Below are 20,247 nucleotides of genomic sequence, written 5' to 3' on the forward strand. Positions count from 1 at the left end.
CTGCGAGAAACGATCACAAGTCTTTGGCCACGTGCTCGAACGCATCGAGGAGTGCCTGCTTGGTCGCCGCCCCTGGACGCAATGGGCGTACCTTCCCGCCTGCAGTCTTGGTTTTTTTTGGAGGGGCGAGTTTTGCAAGAGCATCTCGCTCACTAGGGGTTAGCATGCTTTCGACATGCCGTTCGTTGACGCGCTGGTTGAAATTGTCGATTGCGCTCTGAGCGACGACCACGTTTCCCGCCAGATCCTCAATACGCAACGGATTGAGCAAATCCGGATCTATATCTTTGCCACCGACGGAATGGCGCCACAAAGCTTCCACGTCGTTGCGATGAGCCAAGTACCCGGATGAAGCATAGGCGGCTTTCACATCCGATTCCGTAACATCGGCGCGCCCACCCCGATTTGATTTGGCGTGCGCCCAGGCTCCCACCATCAGTTCGACCACAGCCCTCTTGATGCCGAACGTGTAACGGTGCAGTAGTCCCGTCACTTCCGAGACTTCGAATTTGAAGTCGTCCGGAGCTACTCGGGTCAGCTCCACAATGTAGTTCCGGAAGTCAGCGCTATCCGATGCATCAGGAAGGAGCTCCAAAGGATCAGGGAGTACTCGGTGGCGGTCCTCGGGACGCCGCCTCCTCATCCTACGGGCTAGACTGAAATTGGCCACATAGACGACGCGGGGGCCCAGGCTGATTAGTTGCAGCAGTAGCGACATCGCCAGCGAGTTCGCCTGGTCACTTTTCGTGATGAATTGAAACTCGTCGACAAAGATCATGCATACACCGTCCCTACGGCTGACTCTGCTTGCGAGTTGCAGAAGGTGTGGTTGGCTGAGGCTTTTCTTTGGAAGGCCTTTACCCTCAACGCCTGCAATCTCGGCGTTTAAGTAGGGAGCAAGCAGGGAATTGAGACTACTTCCCTCCTTCAGTGACATAAACCATGCAGGCTGACTCAAAAATTTGCCGTGCCCAGCCAGCTCAACGCCTCCTGAGCGATCAAGAAAAAATCGCTTCATAGCTTGTACAAGCTGGGTCTTGCCAGTTCCTGCGAGGCCCGTCAGCATGCGGGCAGACTGAGTCTCGCCCCATGGCTGAAGACTGTACATTGCCCCAATCATCTGTTGAGAAGATCCGAAGTTATTCCGTGCATGGCCTTCTCCTATCCCCAGGAGCTCGTCCAGCAGCAAAGATGCTTGCTCGCCACAGAGAAAAACATTCTTCATCGCGGCTTTCAGAACCTCTGCCCGCGCGACAACGGATTGTCCATCGATACGCTGAGCCACCGCATGACGCTCGATATGGGCATAGCGATTGGGACCACCACCGATCAGGTATGGAGCGACCCATGGATTTGATTTCATGCACGCCTCCTAGTCGGCACAGATGGCGCACCGCGCAAAGCCTTTGCCTCGGCTAAGGCAGAAGCCGTCTTTTTCGGAGAACCGCCGCGACGCTGCCCAGCGTTTAGCGAGAAGCCCGTTTCTTCCTTGACCGTTCTCTCCAGTTGAACCATCGACGCCTGCGCAGCCTGCCGAGTGGCTGAATTGACCTCCGCCCTCTCCTGCACAAGGTCTACCAGAGACGACAAGGGCAGAAGTAGCTCCTCCATATCAGATTGAATCCGCAGGCTCGGTTCAAGCTCCAATAGCTTCCCTCGAATTTCGACCCAAACGCATCTTGCGACAAGGCTGAGCGTGTACCCTGAAACGTATTCAACGCCCTTGCGCACCAGCTCCTCATGGAGACCGTCGCGAAGCTCTTGCGAACTGAAAGTGACACCTTTCCACGCGAGCCCAGACTTGAGTACCGCAAACTTAGTGCGAGTCCCAAATGCGCGCATGGCGTCGCGCCAGTCCATAAACTGGGCGCAGGTGCGCAGTCGCTCGCTCAAGTAGGTCCAGTAGAAATGTGGCGTCGCGGGGTAAGCCAGTGTGTGAAACTCGTGAACAACGGCGGGCGCCAACCGCTCGATGATGTTGGAATGATGATTTTCAGCCATTGTGCGAAGCACCTCACGCTTCATCATTGATCCCAGGAAGTGGCTGCTTTGAAGGAACGACGGTGCGCCTTCAAGCTTAGGCGTTCGAGGATTTGCGGATTCAACAGTCGGCTTCGACTGACCGCTATAAGAGACCGTGATGGACTTGACGGGAAACTTTGCCTCCAAATCATCCAGCAGCGACTGTTGCCCCGCAGGCCCTCGATCTGACAACAACGAGCGGGACATAGTTGGCGTGTGCCCGCGCAGTGAGTCCACCGGGACGCCATAGACCCGCGCAAGCATCTCAGCAGGCATCGCCATTGAAACAATTGCTGATTTGTACGCATCCTGGCGCTCACCGATGATGGAGAAACCAATACCAAGCCGCTTTCCGGTTACCCCACAAACCGCTCGGGCGACAACCAAAGTTGGCAGTACGCCATCAGAGTCAGAAGCTATAGGTCGGTCTTTGCAGTAGTACGCATCAACCTCCAAGCACTCGAGCGCATTGGCGTACTGCGACGAGTAGCTCCCCTCGTCTACAACAGCGTCTCTGCGCATGCGTGCCTGACCATAGACTGTAGTTTGGACTTCTTTCAAACCGAACTTGTTCACGACTATGTGCCTGAACTGGCCATAAGTGGGAAACGGTTCGTTCATTGGATGAACCATTTGTATGCGCCCCTGCTCGTCGAAGACAGTGGTGCATCCGAAGTCCTCAGTGAGCGCAGCATTGCAAATTGAGCGCATCGTTTTTCCGTTTCCGCACCTCTTTAGGTAGCTCGCAATTACCTGGTCACGAAAAATCACCGATGGCCAGCCCCAGCGTTTGCCATTGGCGTGAGTCCTGCCGAATTTTTTGCCTGCGTGTCTCTCGGAGTCTCGGGACCATGTTCCATTGCAGTGGGTGCTGGGCTTCAATGACCACCTGTTTCGCCCATGCAGCACGTAGCAGAAAAACCAGTATTGGAGACGATGCACATGCGACTTCAAACCTAGGCGCTTTCGAATGCGAGCGATTTCCTTTAACGGATTGAGAGCGTGCAGGATCTCTCGCTCATGATCCAACAGTGGGCAGATAGCATCCAGTCGATGCTGGACGTCGTCGTCATGGGACTTTTTTCGCGCGTAGTTGGGCTGCAGCAATTCGTCGAAGTTGAGCCCCTCAACATCAGCCAATGCTGGGGGCAAGCTGCATTGCCTCTCGCATGGCCGGATACCCGGTTCTGACCTCGTAAGCTCTCTTTCTACGAGGCTTTCAGCCAAGCGTACGTAGCCGACTCGCCATGCCCCTTCCGCCTTCTGCTCTCGGTAGAACCATGCGAACAAGACTCCAGTGGACGGGCATCTTCCGCAGAAGTAGTAGCGAACGCCGACAGCAAGGCAGCCAAGCCCCTCAGGCACCTCCAATTGGTGACCACACATCATCATGCGCGCCCCCTGGAGAACCAATCACCATAAACAAACACTGGATCTTCGCGCTCTCGCTTGAGCGGTCGATCAAGCAACACTGGTTCAAACAGGTCTACTCGAATGCTGCGATTCCAAATTCCTTGTTCAAGAACGTTTTTCACCACCGTCTCCTCAACCCCAAGGGACTGTGCCGCTTCCCGGACAATCTTGTACGCGGGTCTGGATGAACCAACCGCCTGAGCGAAGTGAGCGCAGAGCTTCGAACGCATCTGTAGTGACAATGGCACAGGTTCCGAATGGCTGAGAAACAACCGATTGAGGTTGGACCTCATAGTCGAATCGACTTTTCTCCCAGCGACCTGAACGGTAGGGATACCCGCATCCAAGTAGTAGGCGGCCTCCAATGCATGTCGATGAAGCGCTGAGGCGTCAACCTCGTCTTTTAGGGGCTTGCCTGGCCGGGGTCCGCGTCGGCGAAAGTCCTCCTTCTTGTCCTTCACCGACCAGTTGACACAGTAAGGGCCTGCTGCGTCGCGCATGAATAAGAGCAAGTCACCTATGTAGGGAAAGGGGGCCCAGTCATCTCCGTCTGCGCGCTGCACACGACACTTCGGGTGCTTGCTCAAAGCACCCATCTCCTCGGACACGACCAGTGTCCCGCGAAAAGGCCTAAACGATTGCCCAACGGCTGAGGAGTGACCATCCAGAAAATGGGGGCGTGGTCCTGGGTAAAGCATCCGCTGTTCGTGAATGTCCCAGACCGAAGGGTGATACAGAGCCAGAAGTGCCGTCCAAGTCTCCGGTCGACTCAAAGTGTGCATCGCCCTGCAACCAACCTTGGCGGGGTGCAAGATGGTCGGGGTGGAAATTCCGGGAGCCTCGGCAGGCGTCGCCCAGACGGCCGCCACATAGTCTTTGCCCCACGCATCTCGCAACTGCCTTTTTTGAATAAGGCGCAATCTTGCCTCAGTCATTCTGATCGATGCCAATGTCAGCTCCTTGCTGCCCTGATATGGGCGTGCACGACTTGACTACCTGACCAGACGACTTAGAATCAAAGCGCCAACTGCGATTCTGTGCCCCGGCACTGATAGCCCTGAAACGCCAGCCCTGTGCTGGCGTTTTTTGTTTGGAAACTTGTACTAGTTGAGTGTGGATTGGCTCTCCTTCTTCGAATTCACGATTCTTGTGCGAGTCCACTCAGTCAGTTCGCTCTGCGCCCAGCGTCGCTGACACCCGACCCACAAAAATCTAGGCCCGTCACCGCGCGACAGCAGGGTTTCCAGACTTCGTTTGGAGATGCCCAAGTACTGACTGACTTGGGCTGCGCTAAGGAGAGGGCTCATTGGATGAAGACGAGTGAAAAGCGCTGCAATTGCCTGAAAGGTTAGATCACAAACCGATCTCGTGGTGATCCTGTTGGAAACGTGGCTGTCAGCTTGCGCAGCAAGCAATTGCTGACCCAGTGAATGACCCGATGTGTCGACGTTCGCCCACTCAAATTTGGTGCACCATTCGCAGCAGCGGTGGGCATTTTGAACCCCAGGCTTCGACGCAGTTCGGACGCACTTTCTTGGCAGCTACAGCGCCGTTACACCGACTGTTCGGCCACTTGGAAACGTGGCTGTCAACTTTGTGAAATCCACTTGGTTCACATGTAAATTGGGGGGCATGCACATCAGCGCTCACGACCATATCGCCCCGCTAGGCTGGCTCCCGCTAACCACGGCTGACAGGGTGGATGGCTTCCTTCCGGTTTATAGGCGGCTGCGAAAAACAGGACGCGCGATCGTAGACGAGGAGGGCTCACTGACCCCGGGTCTGTATTGGCGGCATGGTCGTGGGCAGGGTGAGCACGCGCTGGAGTGCTACTACGCATTGAGTCTTATCAGAGCCAGCGCTGTATCCGCGTCGCGCGACGCCGCTCACATTGCCACCGAATGTTCGCCTGAGTTTTTCGCGAGGCTGGCCCCAGATATGGAGGCCGTCGCTGACGATTGGATCCGACGTCGTGACTCGGCAATTGCACTGACATCGCCAACGCTTCTGGCAACGCGGACGCGAAGTGATTGGCTCGCTACGCTCCCGCGTCTGTTGCCAGTACCGGTGATTCCTCGGCTTGGCTCGCTGATGCGAGACCCGGCGCGCTTGATGAGAGTTGGATTTTCTATGCTTATGCGCGAATGGAAAGACCACGGACAATGCCGCCCCCGAACTGCCGAGGCGCTCGCAGTCATTGGTCTTGGCGCTCTAGGTCTTTTTCCACGCCTTCGCTGCCATGACTGCTTCCGACTAGCCATGCCTGCGTCAACTAGATGCGCGTATCACAGTCAAACACAGGCAATCCGCTTGAATGAAAACGGCGCCCATTCTCAGATAGCGGCCGAATCAAGACTAGGCGCACGCGTTATCGCAAAGCTTGGGTGGTCAGAAGCTGATTTCGCAAGCGATCGCGGCGAAGATCCCTACGCCGAAGAGAAAACCGTCGCTGGAGTACTGTGGGGGCTAGATACAGAAGGAAGTGGCTACCCGCTGAGTCACCTTAAGGAGCAGATGCGCTCCGGGGCGCTTCCACGAGTGCGCGCACTCTTGCCGCCAGATTTTTGCGAGCTCAATGATGTCCGCGCCTCTGCGGCCCTCCGTCGCAAACTTGATCCGAATGAATGGGTCCCCTCTTACTGGTTCACCCGAGCGGCTGCGGCTGAGGCGTGGCTGGAGGCCGCTGAGTCATTGTCGCCCGGTCGCACCCAGATGCAGCAAAGTGTCGTGAATCGAAAGCGAGTGGCAGAGGCGCGACTTTTGATAGACCAAGGCAACCCCCACAAGGTAGTCGCCGCTCGGCTGGGCATTACACCGAGCCATTTGTCGCATTTGCTGCGACGAATCCGCTGACATCCGCCGATGGCATCGGCGGTCTCAATGGGTGAGCTGGTTGCGCTCCGACCACTGCTTGACTGGTTGCCGGGAGAGACTCTATTCAGTCTGTGCAGTCGCTACCACTTCATCAGTGGTCATAGAACGCCCGCCCAGACTTGTGCGACGCTGTTCGGTAGTCATCGAGCCGGATCTGCGCATGATGTCCCATCGCATGTTCAAACACTGGTTGATCGAACTCACGGCGCACTCGGAACCGCCCGAGAGATCATCCTTGAGCGCACTCTGCTTCCGTTCTACTTCCCTTTTCACCCGGCTCCAAAATCTGAACATTGGTTGACGCAAATAGCAACGGGTTCGTCGCCAGTCATGAAAGCCCAGTTGGGCTTAGCGGCTTCCCAGTTCGGCGCCTCGCACCCCCTCAAGGCATGCCCAGTGTGCATGCAGTTGGACCAAAGTGGCTATGGTGTTGCTTACTGGCATGTAGAACACCAAGTACCCGGAGTTCACATCTGCCAGGTGCATCGAAAACCGCTCCTCGTTGCAACAGACAAGGTGTCAGGGCGGGATCGCTTCGGCTGGATCCTTCCTCAGCAAGCGCGCCTGCAGAGTTCGATGGATGAAGAATTTTTCTGGAACGGCGACCATCATCTTCTTGCGGAAAGCGCGCTGGCTTTTTGGCGTCTTCCAAGGCCCTTCGCATTTTCCCCTGAAAAGTTGGACAAACTCTACCTCAGCGAACTGGTGCGGCTGGAGATTGCGCATCACGTCACCTCAAGAATCGACCAGATCCGGTTTGATCAAACACTTTATGGCGTCATTGCTGCCAATTCGCTCACTAAGTTCTGGCCATGGTTGGCATCGACAAAGGGTCTGCGAAGCCTATCTGCTCGGCTGCGCAGAATGGTCCATCCGACTAGCCCCAGGATCAGTCGGCATCCGCTAATTCATCTTTTTTGGATTGCCTTGTTGTTCGATTCTTGGCAGGACTTTTGGTCCGCATACAACAACAATGAGTACCTCTCTCTCTATGACATAGCTCCCGCAGGCAAAACGACGGGGCCGACTATGAAAGGAGTTGGCGATTCCGGCGATCCCCGCAGGGCCCGTCTCGTGGAGGCAGTTCGCTCAGGGCAATCGATATCCATGGCGGCAAAACAGTCGGGTGTCACAGTCGCCACAGCAATGTCTTGGGCTGCGAGAGAGGGCATTGCATCTCCTCGGCGCCCCAAGGTCCTAAGCCCAGATGTACGCGTCCAGTTGATAAAGCAACTCCAGAGGGGCATTGATAAAACTATCGCAGCGTCTGCGGCAGGCATTTCGGTCGAAAGCGTGACCCGAGTGCTGCTAACCGAACCAGGCCTGCATGCTCAATGGCGGGAAGCGAGATTCTCCAGAATGCAGGAGCAATCACGCGGCTCCTGGAGAAAGATCGTTGAAGCCTTTCCAACATCCTCCTCCAGCGATTGGAGAAAACTGGATCCCGCTGTATATGCTTGGCTGTATAGAAATGACCGTACTTGGCTTCAGACTTCCATTCGCGAACGCTCTGAACCATTGGCCGTCGCGACACAGCGTAGAGATTGGAAAACACGTGATGCTGTGCTTGCACAAGCTGTCCGATTGACTGCGCTGGAATGGCATGTTGCACACCCGGGCAAACGAATGACCATCGGGATCATTTGCGAAACCGTGGGCGGACTGCGCCAGAAGTTGTCGGCGATTGCAAAACTACCCCTCACCCGCATGGCCTTGCTGAACGCCTGTTCCCACAGCTTGGCAAAGGCCTCAACATCGCAAAAAACAGTTCTGTGAGAGTGACATTCGCTTCGGTGTAGCTGACTTGAACTTCAGAGACATGAACTCATTGGCTTCCAGGGCCCTAGTGAGCGACATTTCTGGCATCCAGGCGAATCATTGCACCTCTCCTGCCTCGCACAAGTCGAACCAAATCCATGTTTTCCGAGTCCCGCCTAAGTCGTCAGGATCGCAACGCCTCGTGCGGTGACCTCGGAACTCTTTTTGCTTTTTACTGATTTCACGGCTCGGAACAGCTTTCCACTCGCTACACGCAGCAGTTCCTCAACAAGCCCGAGGTCTACGCCCTCAGCCGAGCAAGCCGCTGCAAGGCCTTCCCCGGCACCAAACCTTTCCAGTGCACGCCACCTGGGCGTGGAGCTGATCCCCTTCAGGGATGGCAAACCCAAGCTTTTTGTTTTCCTTGCCACATAACCTCTGTCGAGGCCCAGTTGCTTAGAAATCGCAGTTATGTTTCCTGCGCAACTTATGAATACCTCCAAAAATTCCGTCGTCCAGTACTCCGCCGAATACTGAGACTTCATTGCCGCTTTCTCATCTGGCTTACGTCGTGCGACCGGAGTGGCCAGTGATCGCGCGGCTTCCTCCGTTGATTCGAAGAGTGTCACAAGCGCTACGGCATAGGCGCAACCAGAGCCTGGAGTCACGTATGGGCCGGGAAGTCGATCCAATGAACTAAAGAACTCTCCAGACTCTTTCTTGCAAAGCTCTGGCCAATGGCGAACAAGCCACGCTCGCGGTGCAGAGTTCAGAACATAGTCGCTGAGCGGCGGTTTCACCCCGGTACGGCTGTTCCTCAGACCGATTTCACGCACCCTGCGGGCCAATGGGCCATAGATCGCGGACAAGTCGAACGGCCTATCTCGATCCAGAAACATTTCATAGATTTCTTGTAACCGAATTTGAAACTGGCGTTCAGCTTCATTCGCGAGGTCAAACTCGACACGCTCGACTTCACCCAGTTCAACCCAGTGCTGTGGAAGAAGTGAAAACGGGTCCGGATTTTTCACCCAGTGCAAAGCCTCGCCGTGCACGGGGCAGGCCTCAACGCCTGCAAGATTGTGGGTACGTCGAAACCAGCTAAAGCCCCAGTGCGACAAATCTTCTGCGACACACCTGGGGCACAGGTGCACTCTGTGTGTGTGCAGTCGTGATCCGACGAGTTTTGTGATCCCTTGCCTGACTGCAGATCCATGAAGGGCTGGCGCTGTATCCCGCTCTGCGACTCGTAGCGCGGGCAAAAGGCTGTGCTGCCTCGCGTAGTCTGAGGCGTTCATTCCCGCGATCGTGGCCACCTGCTCCAGCAGAGAGAACGCGGCCGTGCCTTCGCAGTGCTTCTCCGCGAGCCTCTCGATGAGCCGGAGCCTTTGGCTCTTGGCAATTCGACCGCAGAAAAAGAACCCAATCCGCCCAGCGTGGGCAAGCACGAACTCATGCGGCATAGGAGCCAAAAGCGGCAGATTCATTTGTCCCCCAACCTCTCCAGTTCTGCAACAACACGGCGCGCTTGCGCAAGCGCACGCTCATACGGCCTAGGCGTCTCCTCGCTGCTCCTCATCGACTTCGCAACGATGTCTAAGCACCGGCTGATCACCATGGGGGAAGCACCGAGCTGCTCCCTCTCATAACGCGAGAGACAAGATCGATCGCAACCTAGCAACTTCGCAAATTCGGCCTGCGTGCGTGTACCGCGCGCGGCTCGAATTAGCTCTCCTTGAGATGTGGGATATACGAACATTGTTCTACTATTACACATTGCTATGCGACGCGCAATTCAACAGAGGGGCACGCAATACTTTGTACTGGAGAGGCTTGGGGGTACTTACTTGCGTCGGTGAGGCAAACACCTCGGGAGTGCGGACGTCGGGTTGCAACGAGCTGACGCCCTCTCTAGACGCCAGCGAAGTATTTGCGAAATCTCCACCAACTAAGGGACTACTTACAACAGATATCCCCCTATACTTTTTTTGTGAAAACACTTTTCTTGGACTTCGACGGTGTCTTGCATCCGGAGCACTGCCACGAGTCTCGGCATTTCTGCTGCCTGCCAGTCTTCGAACAAGTGCTGCGCCGTACTCCCGACTGGGATGTTGTGATCACCAGTACTTGGCGTCTTCAAGCTCCGCTCGACGATCTGCGCGCGCGCTTCTCCACTGACGTTGCCCATCGCTTCGTAGGTGCCACAGCTAAATTCAGCCAACTGGAGAGCGTTCCTGAGTCGCTGCAGGCTTTTGAACGGGAAGCCGAATGCAATGCTTGGCTACGTGCCAATGATCGCGTTGTGTTTCCATGGTTGGCTATTGACGACCGCTCATGGCTGTACCGTCCGTTCAATCGCTCCTTGTTCCTCGTGGATGGCAAGACAGGTATAACCGCAGCTAGTGCCGAGGCGCTGGTTGAACGGCTACGGAGCCTGTAGCGCTACCGATCCAGCTGGGCTGGCGCAGATTTTCTACTTCAGACCCTGAGGAAACCAGTGGCGGATGTCGTCATAGTCCTGGTGCGCGCCCAGAATGGTCACCGCAGCGTAGTGGTGAATTTTGGTATTCAGGTACGGCACGTTGGTTGCCCCTCCCTGCATGAGTTGGCATAGAAGGGCATCGTTATCGAGATTAAACAGAAGCCTGCATTGCAAGGGGCGGCTGCTGTAGATGCTGCAACTCCCATCGGCCAGAAAAGGGCAAGGCTTCCCAAAGGCCTGATCTGTCGCAGCCTGATACGCGCCAGGAGCTTCCTCTGCGTGGTCCATCGTGAACGCACCCGCTTTGACATTGAGCTTGGCCCCCGTCTCCTTGGCGATGACCTGGGCCTCACTTCGCGAAATCATCACGGCGATGTGACAGCAATGCGCGCAACCCTTCTTGCAAGCGGCCAGATGGGCCGTGCTATCACTGACGTGATCTGCCGCCTTGCGCAGCCAACTCACGCGCTTTGCGGATGTAGGGGATTTGGCAGCTTGTGCGATCAGCCTCTCTTCAGGCGTCCGGTCGAGGCCTTGGATGGTTTTCATCTTGGCGTCCAGGCGCTCGTGCAAGCCCTCCCATCGCTTTGCAACACGCTCCAGGTTTTCCGGTGTCGCGGGCAGGATCTCTCCTGGAGCGACCCGCTGCTCATCGATCAATTTGGCATCTCCCGTTCATCCCTTGCCCCTTACTCACCGATGTCGCCACAACCCTGCCCCGGTCAAAGGGTACCTTCATAGCGGACAGGCGTTGGATCTACCCCCATGTCGGTGCGAGCTGCATTTATCCACGCAAGCGCAAGCTCTCGCCCCTTTTTCCAGTCAGCCTGCACCTCACCGTTGCGAACTGAAATGAAGTATTCGACCAAGGTATCGTAAGCGGTCATGACAGACTGGGGAGCAACCAAAGCCATGTGCCCATAGGCGCGGATTCTTGCGGAGTCAAAGTCCACGAACGCTTCATCAAACGATCTTGCCCCGGGCACGTCGTTCACAAATGCGCTGAATTCGGCGAGCAACTTCGCGACGCCATCGATGGCAAACCCATAGCAGACAAGCTTGTCCGCATGGGCCTTCAGTGTCTTTTCTTTCAAAGTTCCCAACTCGAAATTCACTTGTGCGAGTTGGGCATCCACTTGATGACGAAGGCTTGACTCAAGCTCTTTGAGCCTGTTTTGGTGCTCACTACTCTCCCTGCTCAGAATGCGATCAGCCCAGAGTTTGCCGATCCAAGCGCTGAGCGCCCCCACAACTGCCGCAGCTCCGCCAAGCAAACCAAGCGCTTCCATGACTTCGGCCATCCGATTCTCCTCGGTGATTGCCCATCGTAAAGGGTGCTGACGCAAACGGAAAATCACGCATTCGCTGGTTGATGCGCATTCTTTTCATGACTTCACCGATTTAGCAAAGTAGCATGCTCTTCACGAAAATGGAGGGATCAGGATATGCTCAAACGCTTTGTAGCCGGGGCACTTGCCTCATACATTTTCTTGCCCGCAACGGCCGCAGAAATCGGAGTCGCTGCATTCAACTTAGCCTGGGCAGGTACTGAGGCTGATTTCAGCAAGCACATCGAGGTGTGCACTGCCCCGACGGTGAAGTGGTGCGACAGCAGGCCCAAGAAGATAAAGGGCGAGGAGCCCACGAAGGATGAACTGGCCCGTGCGGCGAAATGCCAAGCAGCCTTCGCGGAAGTTGCTGGGGGCGCTGAGCAGGCCCAGCAAGTGGCACCTTGCAATGCCTACAAGCTCACTGCAAAGAAGTGGGCCGCCGGACCCAACACAATGTACCAACAGAAGCTTCAGGGCCTGCGAGGCACCTTCGACGCTCTGGTCACGGAACATCAGATCGCTGTGTTTGCGATCCAAGAGGTGAAGTCAGAGGAGACGATCCGCGCAGCTCTAGGAGCGCACGCAGCATCTTTTGAAGTTTGTGTAGCTCCTCACAACGCATTCCAAACCGTCGGCTTTGCTTGGAGGAGGTCCTTGGGGAAAGGTGCATGCACTGCTCAACCAAGTCTCTCCGTCACCGAAGACCCAACCACCCCAACGTCAATTCGCAAGGTACGCCCAGGTCTAGAACTAGTACTGAGCATCGACGGCAAACTGGTCACGTTCCTCAACGTGCATCTCAAGTCAGGCTGCGCAAGCCTCAACAAGGACAGTTACTCGGACGGAAATCTGCTGACCAGTGACGAGGCTGCGTGCAAAGTACTCAATCGGCAGGTAGTGCCGCTCGAAAACTGGATCGAAGACGTTGCCAAGCGCTCACCCCTTTTCGTCGTACTGGGCGACTTCAACCGGAAGCTCGACGAGGAGGAAAAAGCTAATGTATCCAAGAACGAAGTGCGCGCAGATGGCACCTTCGCAGACAAGCCCAACAAGACTGACGCCAACGGCAGCGTGACGAGCAAGTACCTCTGGCAGGAAATTTCCGACGGCGACCCCAGCCTTGTGCAGGTGCCTTTGTCAAAATCCATGGGTTGCAAAGGGTTTGAGGGCCTAGACCACATCTTGTTGAGCCAGGACTTGGGTGCACTTCAGAAGGCTCCTACGTCTTCAAAGGTGCCCGTGAAGACGATGCCAAACCAAGTAGTCGAGACCAGCGACCATTGCCCACGAGTTACGAAGATTTCGCTCTGAGTCATTCGATGATCGACTACGAAAAATTTCAGGACAGGCTCTGGCAGGCCAGAGAACCCGTCCAGGGCAAGATGAGGCCTACAGACGGCCGTAGCACCGTTCAGGCGCCAAGCACACTAGTTCCCAATCAGTCGACACATTCCCCAATGGCGTACCGTAACAGCCTGTGAATCAACGGGTTGGATTGGGGAATCTCCGGAATAACTCCCCAAACCACCCCAATCAAGCAACTAGTGCACCATGCTTTTGCATCCGCACAAGCTTGACCCTTTTTGAGGTGGAAATCAACGTTTGGACCTCTACTGGGTGGTCAGCTTTAGGCTGCTCGGAGTCACTCGCCGCCGATAGGCCGAGCGACCGCTTTTTTCCTCACCGGTCAACCGATGGACAGCGGCAAGTTTGACCGCTGCACAGAAAAATCGAGCACTCGATGCGCGTGGGCCGCTGATGCAATTCAGAGTGTTTGCATGTGACTAAACTGCTCCCGCATAAAACAGATACAAACAGCGGAGGACGAATTGGCTTACTACGATTTGAATCGACGTTTTGTCGAGCGAGAAAGCTACGACCAGGACGAACTCATCGCTGCGCAGCTACGTGGCAAGCAGGTGGCGTGGGCCAAAGTGCTCGAGAATCGCAGCAGCGTCATCGTTGCAGCAGCAAACTTCGGGAAGACCACCGAAATGCGCCAGCAGGCGGCGCAACTGCGTGCGAATGGCGAGACCGCCGTGTTCATCGCGCTGCGCCAACTCGCGGATCGCGGCAGTCTCGACAAGGCATTGAATGGCGATGACCGCGACGCCTATCGCGTGTGGAAGGCTGCGCCAGTCGGCCCCATTACGGTGTTTGTCGACTCGTTGGACGAGGCCGCCGCCGGCGGCAAGGACGAGAGCATCAGCCACCTCGTCGGAGACGTTGCCGACGAACTGAGCTGGCCGAACGAGCATGTTCGGTGGGTGATTTCGACGCGGCCGGCCGTCCTCACTGCAGGCGTCTTCGAGAAGCTCTCGGAGCTGCTTTCTAAGCAGGCTCCGAAGACTATCGGGAGCTCGGGCGGACCGAGTGGTCTCGGTACTGGCGGTGCGGCCAGCGTAGCAGTGGAAGCCGAGGCGCCGGAGCCAGTGCCGCTGCGCCTGTTCTCCATGGCTCATCTGGAAGACCACCAGGCTGCCGTGTACCTCACGGGGCGATATCCAGCGCTGGATGCCAAGCAACTGATCGAGATTGCCAATGAGCGCGGCTTGTCGGGCTTCGTCCGCAGCCCGGGCGGCCTGGACATCCTTGCTCGCATCAACATGGTGGCCAGCCCGCCAGAATCCTTGACCGAGGTGTTCGAGCGCGTCGTGAACGCCATCGGCACCCTGCGTGGGGCCGACCATCGGCTCGTTGACGCTGGCAGCCCTGCACAGGAGGTCCTGACCGGTGCGGCTCAGCGCCTGGCCTCAGCGTCGGTTGTGTGCCAGCTGGTGAACATCGAGATGCCCGAGGCGACCCTGGCTATTCCTGAAACGGCCTTGTCAGCCCGGCTAATTGCGTCTCCGATGCTTCACGAGGCAGGCATCAAGGCCCTCTTGAACTCCCAGCTCTTCATCGACGCGGGCTTCCACCAGGTCAAGGTCTATCCCGATGAGCTCGCGCCGTTCCTCGCGGCCAAACGGCTCGCCGGCTTGGTGGACTCGCCGGATCAGGCGGAGCGGCTCCTCGAGAACTTCACCTGGGCTGCGACCAGCGGCGAGCAAGGTGTGCAGCGCGCCTTCTTGCCGATGGCGGGATGGCTCGCCACGCTGAACGCGCATTGCCGCGAGGTCATCGTGCAGAAAGACCCGCAGGCGTTGGCGTTCTTCGGTGACCTGCGCAATCCGGCCGTCCCGACCAAGGCTGCGCAGGACGCTTTGACAGAGAGCATCAAGCGCTTGGTGGAAAAGGGCGACCACATCGGCCGCACCATGTTCCGGTTGACGTCTGAGAACTTCTGGCAGGCCGGGCCAGACCGATTGGCCGGTACCATCGCTAGCCTGTACGACCAGTACCAGGATAATTACTGGGCGCGCGACGTCCTGCTCGACATTGCTACCGCGTGCAAGATCGAGCCGTTGCGGGCGAAGCTTCTCAAGCGTCACGGGTCCAAGTTCGACCTCGTCCTCTCTGACAGCAGCGACGTCGGCTACTTCCTTGCATTGCGTCGGCCCGCCGATCTTGCTGCTCTCGCCGCCGCTGCGGTGGTGAGCACCACTGTGCGCGAAGGCGTCGTCAGCCTCCTGTTGCGAGAACTGGGATGGAGCTATTTCTCGCCTCGTGATGTCGCCGTGATGGTCGACAACCAGTTCCTGGCCGGGCCGCGCGGGTTCCAGCTTTCCTACTCCCTTGAGAAGGGAAGCATGCTGGCCGATGCAACTGACGACCAGCTGTATCAGCTGGCGCGCGGGCTCGTTGTGCGCATGGTGAAGAGGGAGGTGACTCAAAAACGCAACCGCGAGGATCAGCAGTACGTCGACCTCGTTGCCACGGTTCTCGAAGCCTTGGTGGTGCGGACCGATGGCGCCCAGGCGATCAAGGTCGCTCGCCTGTACCTGGTCGCGACCCGTGACATCCACGACCGCTATCTGCAGAGCAGCGCAATCGAGGAGCTGAGGTCAGCGGTAGAGGCGAATGCGGCCGTGCGCCTCGCAGTTCTGCGGGCCACCCTCGAGAGGCAGCTTAATGACGACGATCTGCTGCTGGCGGTCGTTGGCTTTCGCCGACCCACCACCTACACGCCCGAGGATGTAGTTCAAGTGAACGACGCGCAGCTCACCCGCGTGTACGCGGAGTGGCAGGCTCAACGCGCGCAAGCCTTCGCACAGCAGCCGACGCCTAAACCGGTCAAGCCGAAGAACGAGAAGCTCACCGTCGGCGCCAAGGCGAAGCGGCAGCTCACCGAGCGCTTGAGCGCCCTGGCTGCCGGAACGGATACCCTGGCGCTTGAGTGGATCGCCGGGTGGTTGCTTCAGACGAATCGCACGTCAAGATACGGTGAGGTCGACTTCGAGGCGTTCGAGAAGGCCGCCGGCGCGAAGATTGCTGCGGCTACCCGACAAGGCATGAGTCGCCTGTGGCGCGACAAAGCCCCGACCTTCAAAGAGAGCGAGCCGAACTCGACTTTCCACATCACTGCAGCTGGCCTGCAGGGCCTCAAGCTTGAGCTTGCGGATGGGATGGCGCTCCCCGCCCTCACCGACGCGGAAGTTCGCCGGGCCCTTCGATATGCGCTCCTCGAAATCAACGGCTATCCGAAGTGGTTCTGGCCCCTCGTCGAGGCGTATCCCGCCGTCTCCGTTCCTGAGTTGGTTGCAATCGCGGGCGAGGCAGCGAACGGCGCCACTTCTAGGGAGCATGCCGAGGACCTGCTGGCATCCATTCCTGACGCACCTCCACAGGTCCAAGAGGCGCTCGCCGGCCTTGCATGGACCCACCTGGCAAGCGTGAATCCATCGCGCGACTACGTGGTGAATCGGTTGCTCAAGGCGGCGCTGTCGGTGCCAGGCAAGGTCCCGCGAGATGACTTTGAGCGCCTGGCGCTTCAGAAGATGAAGGCGGCCTACTGTTCGCCCCTGGCTGATCCAGTGGATGAGGCCCTGCGGGCGCAGCGCGAACATGCGCTGACCTGGGCCACCCGCTGGTTCATTCAAAGTCCATTGCGGTGGCGCAATGCCGTGAACGCCTGGGGGCCGTTGGACCCGATGGCCGTCAAAACGTTCATCTTTGACCTTGCCGCTGCGTTCGGTCGTGACCGCGAGGGCATCGCTGGGCGAATTGCCATGGAGAGCGACCACGGCATCTTGGCGCTTGAAGACCTTTACCTGTGGACGAGGTGGGCGGTTGACCCGAAGGACGACGTGGACAGGCCGGAGGGCGTTTCCTACAGCCCGGGCGCTCGGGACAACGCAGAGCGATTCCGCGGCGTAATCATCAGCGGAATCGCCGCTGCTACGTCGCAAGCGGCGTACAGCGCGCTGGAGCGCATCCGGCAGGTTCTTCCCGCCGGCGACTTCACTATCGAGTACATCAAGAAGACGCAGTTCGAACTTCGTGAGAGGCAGCTCGCTCGGGAGCCCCTGGCGCAGGTGAACTACCCGAAGTTCGAGGAGAACTTCCGTGGGGATGTCACCGGTACGACCTCGTTCGCGATGGCCGTGGATGCAGACCTTCGAGCCGTCAAGTACGACGTCGAACGCGGTGAGCACAGCCTGCGCAGCTTCTTTAGTGAGCTCGACTTCACGCGAGTCAACAAGAAGGGAGAGGAAGGCGAGAAGGCGGGCATGGCGCTGGAAGCGCACTTCCAGAAGCTCCTAGCCAGCGAGCTGAACCATCATGCTCGCGCGCGGTACTCCGTGACCGTCGAATCCCACACCGCCGAGGCGAAGCGCCGAGACATCCTGTGCAGCAAGGACGATTGGCGAGCCTCCATCGAACTGAAGATGTCGGAGCGCTGGACGCTGGCCGACTACCTGGTCGCGTTGGAGAAGCAGCTGGTTGGCCAGTACATGCGCCACCGAAAGGCGACCACTGGCTTCCTGGTGCTGGTCTTGCAGACCAAGGGGCGCGAGTGGACTGACCCGGCCACGAATAAGAAGCTGAACTTCCAGCAGGTCCTTGCGATCCTGACGGATAAGGCGCAGCAACTCGAGGCCAAGGACCGAACGCGCTACCTGCGCGTCATCGGAATTGATGCGACGACGCCGGAAGATTTCCGGGCAGCCACCAAGAAAGGCCGTGCGAAGAAGACCATTGTGACTAAGACCAACAAGAAGACATAGTGATTGCAACAGCTCGGAACGGATCACTCAGGAACGCCCGCGGCGAGGGCCCGGAGACTTTGTGCACAATGGGTGCAGCGTCTTGTTAAGCGACCGACCGAACAAGCGCGCGGCGTCCGAACCCGATGACCGCTTGGTCTCAGATAGCGCTAGTTCGGCTAGCGGATATGAGCGACTGCACCCGCTGCATAGTGATCGTTCAATCCACCCTGTTTCGCGATGTGCACGACAGTCGCTTCAAACCAAAGGCCGCAGCACCTTCCTAAAAATGTGTTCCGCCTGCTCCTGCCCCCGCGTCGGGTGATTCAACACATCCAGCCAAACCTGAATCACATCGGCCACCATCACCCCATCCCGCCGTACCGCCCCACGAAACGTCGATTCCGGAAACTTCGCCACTCGGAGCAACACGTGCGGCGCTTCCTTTGGAAACGGCTGGAGGGCATTCCATGGGTTGATCCCCGGAGAAGCCAGATTGAACCGAGGCATGCTGCGAACGCAGATGTACCTGGGAACGCCGCTCACATGCCCAACGCGTAGCCCATCCGCTGCCGCAAACAGCCCCAGGCAGGCATCTCCTTCAACTTTGTTCAAAAGCTCTTGTACACGCTCGCCAATTTGTATGTTGGCCAAGAACCGGGCAGGCACATCTGCCGTGCCGTGGGGCGCGACTGAACTCCAGCGCTCGAACAGCTCCTCTCTCTGCACCAGCGTGAGGAACTCCTCGGACTCCAGCAGGAATCTCTCGCGCCGCAGCTGCTGCAAGAACCTGGAGGCGGTCATGGCAGAAACCTGCGCCGCCCGCGCAAGCTCCACCCCATTGCGGTACCGGCCCCGGGGAGCGTTCAGCATCCCCTCTGGTAACTCCGACGCCAACAAGACCTTTAGCATCCACTGGTTCAGATCAGAAAACAGGTTGTCCGTGCGAATCTGAGTGCCTCTGACCTGTCGTGGTCTGAAGGGCGCGGAGACGTTGAGGCCATCCAATCCCTCCCCCAGAAACTCACTTGCCCCCTCCGCTGACACGAAGCCCACGGCAACCTCCGCCCCAAACTCCTGCGCAAAAGCCATCACATTGGCAACGAGCGCTCTCGGCGCATGGTCCACATGCACCACGGCCAGGGGCATGGATCCAAGCGACTGAAGTGCATATGCCCGGGCCTCAAGCACGGCTTGGGACAACAGCGGAATCACCCGGTCCGCCCGTCCCTCGGATGTGGCTTTGAGTACCGCCCCGTAGCGCTTACCCCGCCGCCGAACGACAAGGTCCGGCCCCGTGCTGCCGGGTTCACTGGCCTGGACCTTCCAACCCTTGGCTTCGAACAGCTCAGCAACGCGCTGCACTGCTTGTTCAGTTCGCTTGGATGTCTTGGGGGAGGGCATGGCGGCGACGGTAGTAACACGGCCATGTTATCTAACACGCGCGTGGTAGGCAAACACGCGGGGCGAAGTCTTCACACTGAGGCCCAGCCCCAGGGTTGCGAGTGCCGGGGCACGAGACCAGAATGCAGCATGGCCCACCCCAACGACGTACATCCCCCACAAGTTCTGACGGACTTGGTCCAGCAGATCGTGATGGAGTCTGGCAATCCTGAAGGCTTCAGCGCCGAGGCTTGGCTGCAGGAGTGGCTGGCGGCGCCACTCCCCGCCTTCGGAAACCGCCGCCCGCGGGATGTCCTGCAAGAACCCGAAGGGCTGGCGTTGATCCAAGCAACGCTTCTGCAAATCCAGAAAGGCAGCTTCGCCTAGTTCCTGCAAGGTCGTGCGCCACACACGCCGCGCGGCTGGACCTCAGGCCTTCGCGGCCTGGCGCATCTTCTTCTCGGCCTTGGCTGGCCCCATGCTCACCAGTTCTTCAATCTTTGCCAGCTGTTTGGTCCGGGGCTGGGCCTGCCCCTTCTCCCATCGCGAGTACGAAAGTGGAGAGACGGCCAGCAGGGCCGCCATTTGAAGCTGGGTGGCGCCCAATGCATTGCGCATCTGCGCCAGCATCTCCGGCGCGAACACGAAATCCTCGCGCGCGGCGCGTTTCGACACTTTGGGCTGATCAGATGGCGCAGCCACGCCCCCAACCTTGGTCTGGCGCTGAGCCGCCTTCAGCTGCGAGGTGAGGCTCTTCACTTCCCGCTTCAGTGCCGCGATCTCCGAGCGGTGGCCAGTGATCGCCTTGCGCATGCCCTGCAGTTCAGGCTTGAGCTCCTTGCGCGCCATGCGAACGACTTCAGCGCGAAAGGCATTAGAAAATGTATTCATAGTCCTG

14 protein-coding genes are annotated in these 20,247 nt (G+C 58.0%); 5 read left to right on the top strand and 9 right to left on the bottom strand.

Going from position 1 to position 20,247, the window contains the following annotated elements; genetic code table 11:
* Positions 1-13 precede the first annotated feature (13 nt).
* From CBY09_RS23770 to CBY09_RS24330, 4 genes are all read right to left on the bottom strand, one after another.
* Complete coding sequence (locus tag CBY09_RS23770) at positions 14-1,363, bottom strand: ATP-binding protein (protein WP_133066324.1); 1,350 nt, start codon at positions 1,361-1,363, stop codon at positions 14-16.
* Positions 1,360-3,174: a hypothetical protein gene (locus CBY09_RS21310; RefSeq protein ID WP_133066325.1), complete on the bottom strand. Its 1,815-nt coding sequence runs from the start codon at positions 3,172-3,174 to the stop codon at positions 1,360-1,362. Before CBY09_RS21310 ends, CBY09_RS23770 begins: the two co-directional genes overlap by 4 nt.
* Positions 3,175-3,410: 236 nt before the next feature.
* Positions 3,411-3,557, bottom strand: a complete 147-nt coding sequence (locus CBY09_RS23975) for a hypothetical protein (RefSeq protein ID WP_205734188.1) — start codon at positions 3,555-3,557, stop codon at positions 3,411-3,413.
* A gap of 981 nt (positions 3,558-4,538) precedes the next feature.
* Positions 4,539-4,742, bottom strand: coding sequence for a helix-turn-helix transcriptional regulator (locus CBY09_RS24330; RefSeq protein WP_420807471.1), 204 nt, complete (start codon positions 4,740-4,742; stop codon positions 4,539-4,541).
* Positions 4,743-6,315: 1,573 nt separating this feature from the next.
* On the opposite strand from CBY09_RS24330, the gene CBY09_RS21320 reads away from it, so the two are divergent.
* Positions 6,316-8,085, top strand: coding sequence for a TnsD family Tn7-like transposition protein (locus tag CBY09_RS21320; RefSeq protein ID WP_240515813.1), 1,770 nt, complete (start codon positions 6,316-6,318; stop codon positions 8,083-8,085).
* Between the two features lie 158 nt (positions 8,086-8,243).
* Here the strand turns inward: CBY09_RS21320 and CBY09_RS21325 are convergent, their stop codons facing one another.
* Positions 8,244-9,554, bottom strand: coding sequence for a TniQ family protein (locus CBY09_RS21325; RefSeq protein ID WP_094291584.1), 1,311 nt, complete (start codon positions 9,552-9,554; stop codon positions 8,244-8,246).
* 503 nt (positions 9,555-10,057) lie between these two features.
* On the opposite strand from CBY09_RS21325, the gene CBY09_RS21335 reads away from it, so the two are divergent.
* Positions 10,058-10,507, top strand: coding sequence for an HAD domain-containing protein (locus tag CBY09_RS21335; protein ID WP_094291586.1), 450 nt, complete (start codon positions 10,058-10,060; stop codon positions 10,505-10,507).
* Positions 10,508-10,540: 33 nt separating this feature from the next.
* Here the strand turns inward: CBY09_RS21335 and CBY09_RS21340 are convergent, their stop codons facing one another.
* A complete protein-coding gene (locus CBY09_RS21340; RefSeq protein WP_094291587.1) occupies positions 10,541-11,209 on the bottom strand; it encodes a YkgJ family cysteine cluster protein in 669 nt (222 codons plus the stop codon).
* Positions 11,210-11,271: 62 nt separating this feature from the next.
* Positions 11,272-11,850: a hypothetical protein gene (locus tag CBY09_RS21345; protein WP_094291588.1), complete on the bottom strand. Its 579-nt coding sequence runs from the start codon at positions 11,848-11,850 to the stop codon at positions 11,272-11,274.
* Between the two features lie 144 nt (positions 11,851-11,994).
* Between CBY09_RS21345 and CBY09_RS21350 the strand changes: the two genes are divergently transcribed.
* Entirely contained in the window at positions 11,995-13,191 is a 1,197-nt protein-coding gene (locus CBY09_RS21350) for a hypothetical protein (RefSeq protein WP_094291589.1), read from the top strand.
* Positions 13,192-13,709: 518 nt separating this feature from the next.
* On the top strand, positions 13,710-17,987 hold the full coding sequence (locus tag CBY09_RS21355; RefSeq protein WP_094291590.1) for an NACHT domain-containing protein: 4,278 nt from the start codon (positions 13,710-13,712) through the stop codon (positions 17,985-17,987).
* Between the two features lie 237 nt (positions 17,988-18,224).
* Here the strand turns inward: CBY09_RS21355 and CBY09_RS21360 are convergent, their stop codons facing one another.
* Complete coding sequence (locus tag CBY09_RS21360; protein WP_133066326.1) at positions 18,225-19,370, bottom strand: hypothetical protein; 1,146 nt, start codon at positions 19,368-19,370, stop codon at positions 18,225-18,227.
* A 129-nt stretch (positions 19,371-19,499) separates the two neighbouring features.
* Between CBY09_RS21360 and CBY09_RS21365 the strand changes: the two genes are divergently transcribed.
* The gene (locus tag CBY09_RS21365; protein WP_094291592.1) at positions 19,500-19,736 is read left to right on the top strand and encodes an MbcA/ParS/Xre antitoxin family protein; all 237 of its coding nucleotides are present in this window, start codon (positions 19,500-19,502) and stop codon (positions 19,734-19,736) included.
* Between the two features lie 42 nt (positions 19,737-19,778).
* Here the strand turns inward: CBY09_RS21365 and CBY09_RS21370 are convergent, their stop codons facing one another.
* Positions 19,779-20,240, bottom strand: a complete 462-nt coding sequence (locus tag CBY09_RS21370; protein ID WP_094291593.1) for a helix-turn-helix domain-containing protein — start codon at positions 20,238-20,240, stop codon at positions 19,779-19,781.
* Positions 20,241-20,247 lie beyond the last annotated feature (7 nt).

The organism is Acidovorax kalamii (genome assembly GCF_002245625.1).
GTDB classification, from domain to species: domain Bacteria; phylum Pseudomonadota; class Gammaproteobacteria; order Burkholderiales; family Burkholderiaceae_C; genus Acidovorax; species Acidovorax kalamii.

Excerpts from the sequence above, each read along its gene's own strand:
- CBY09_RS23770 (WP_133066324.1), bottom strand. The coding sequence starts at position 1,363 with ATGAAATCAAATCCATGGGTCGCTCCATACCTGATCGGTGGTGGTCCC.
- CBY09_RS24330 (WP_420807471.1), bottom strand. The coding sequence starts at position 4,742 with ATGAGCCCTCTCCTTAGCGCAGCCCAAGTCAGTCAGTACTTGGGCATC.
- CBY09_RS21320 (WP_240515813.1), top strand. The coding sequence starts at position 6,316 with ATGGGTGAGCTGGTTGCGCTCCGACCACTGCTTGACTGGTTGCCGGGA.
- CBY09_RS21325 (WP_094291584.1), bottom strand. The coding sequence starts at position 9,554 with ATGAATCTGCCGCTTTTGGCTCCTATGCCGCATGAGTTCGTGCTTGCC.
- CBY09_RS21345 (WP_094291588.1), bottom strand. The coding sequence starts at position 11,850 with ATGGCCGAAGTCATGGAAGCGCTTGGTTTGCTTGGCGGAGCTGCGGCA.
- CBY09_RS21350 (WP_094291589.1), top strand. The coding sequence starts at position 11,995 with ATGCTCAAACGCTTTGTAGCCGGGGCACTTGCCTCATACATTTTCTTG.
- CBY09_RS21360 (WP_133066326.1), bottom strand. The coding sequence starts at position 19,370 with ATGCCCTCCCCCAAGACATCCAAGCGAACTGAACAAGCAGTGCAGCGC.
- CBY09_RS21365 (WP_094291592.1), top strand. The coding sequence starts at position 19,500 with ATGGCCCACCCCAACGACGTACATCCCCCACAAGTTCTGACGGACTTG.
- CBY09_RS21370 (WP_094291593.1), bottom strand. The coding sequence starts at position 20,240 with ATGAATACATTTTCTAATGCCTTTCGCGCTGAAGTCGTTCGCATGGCG.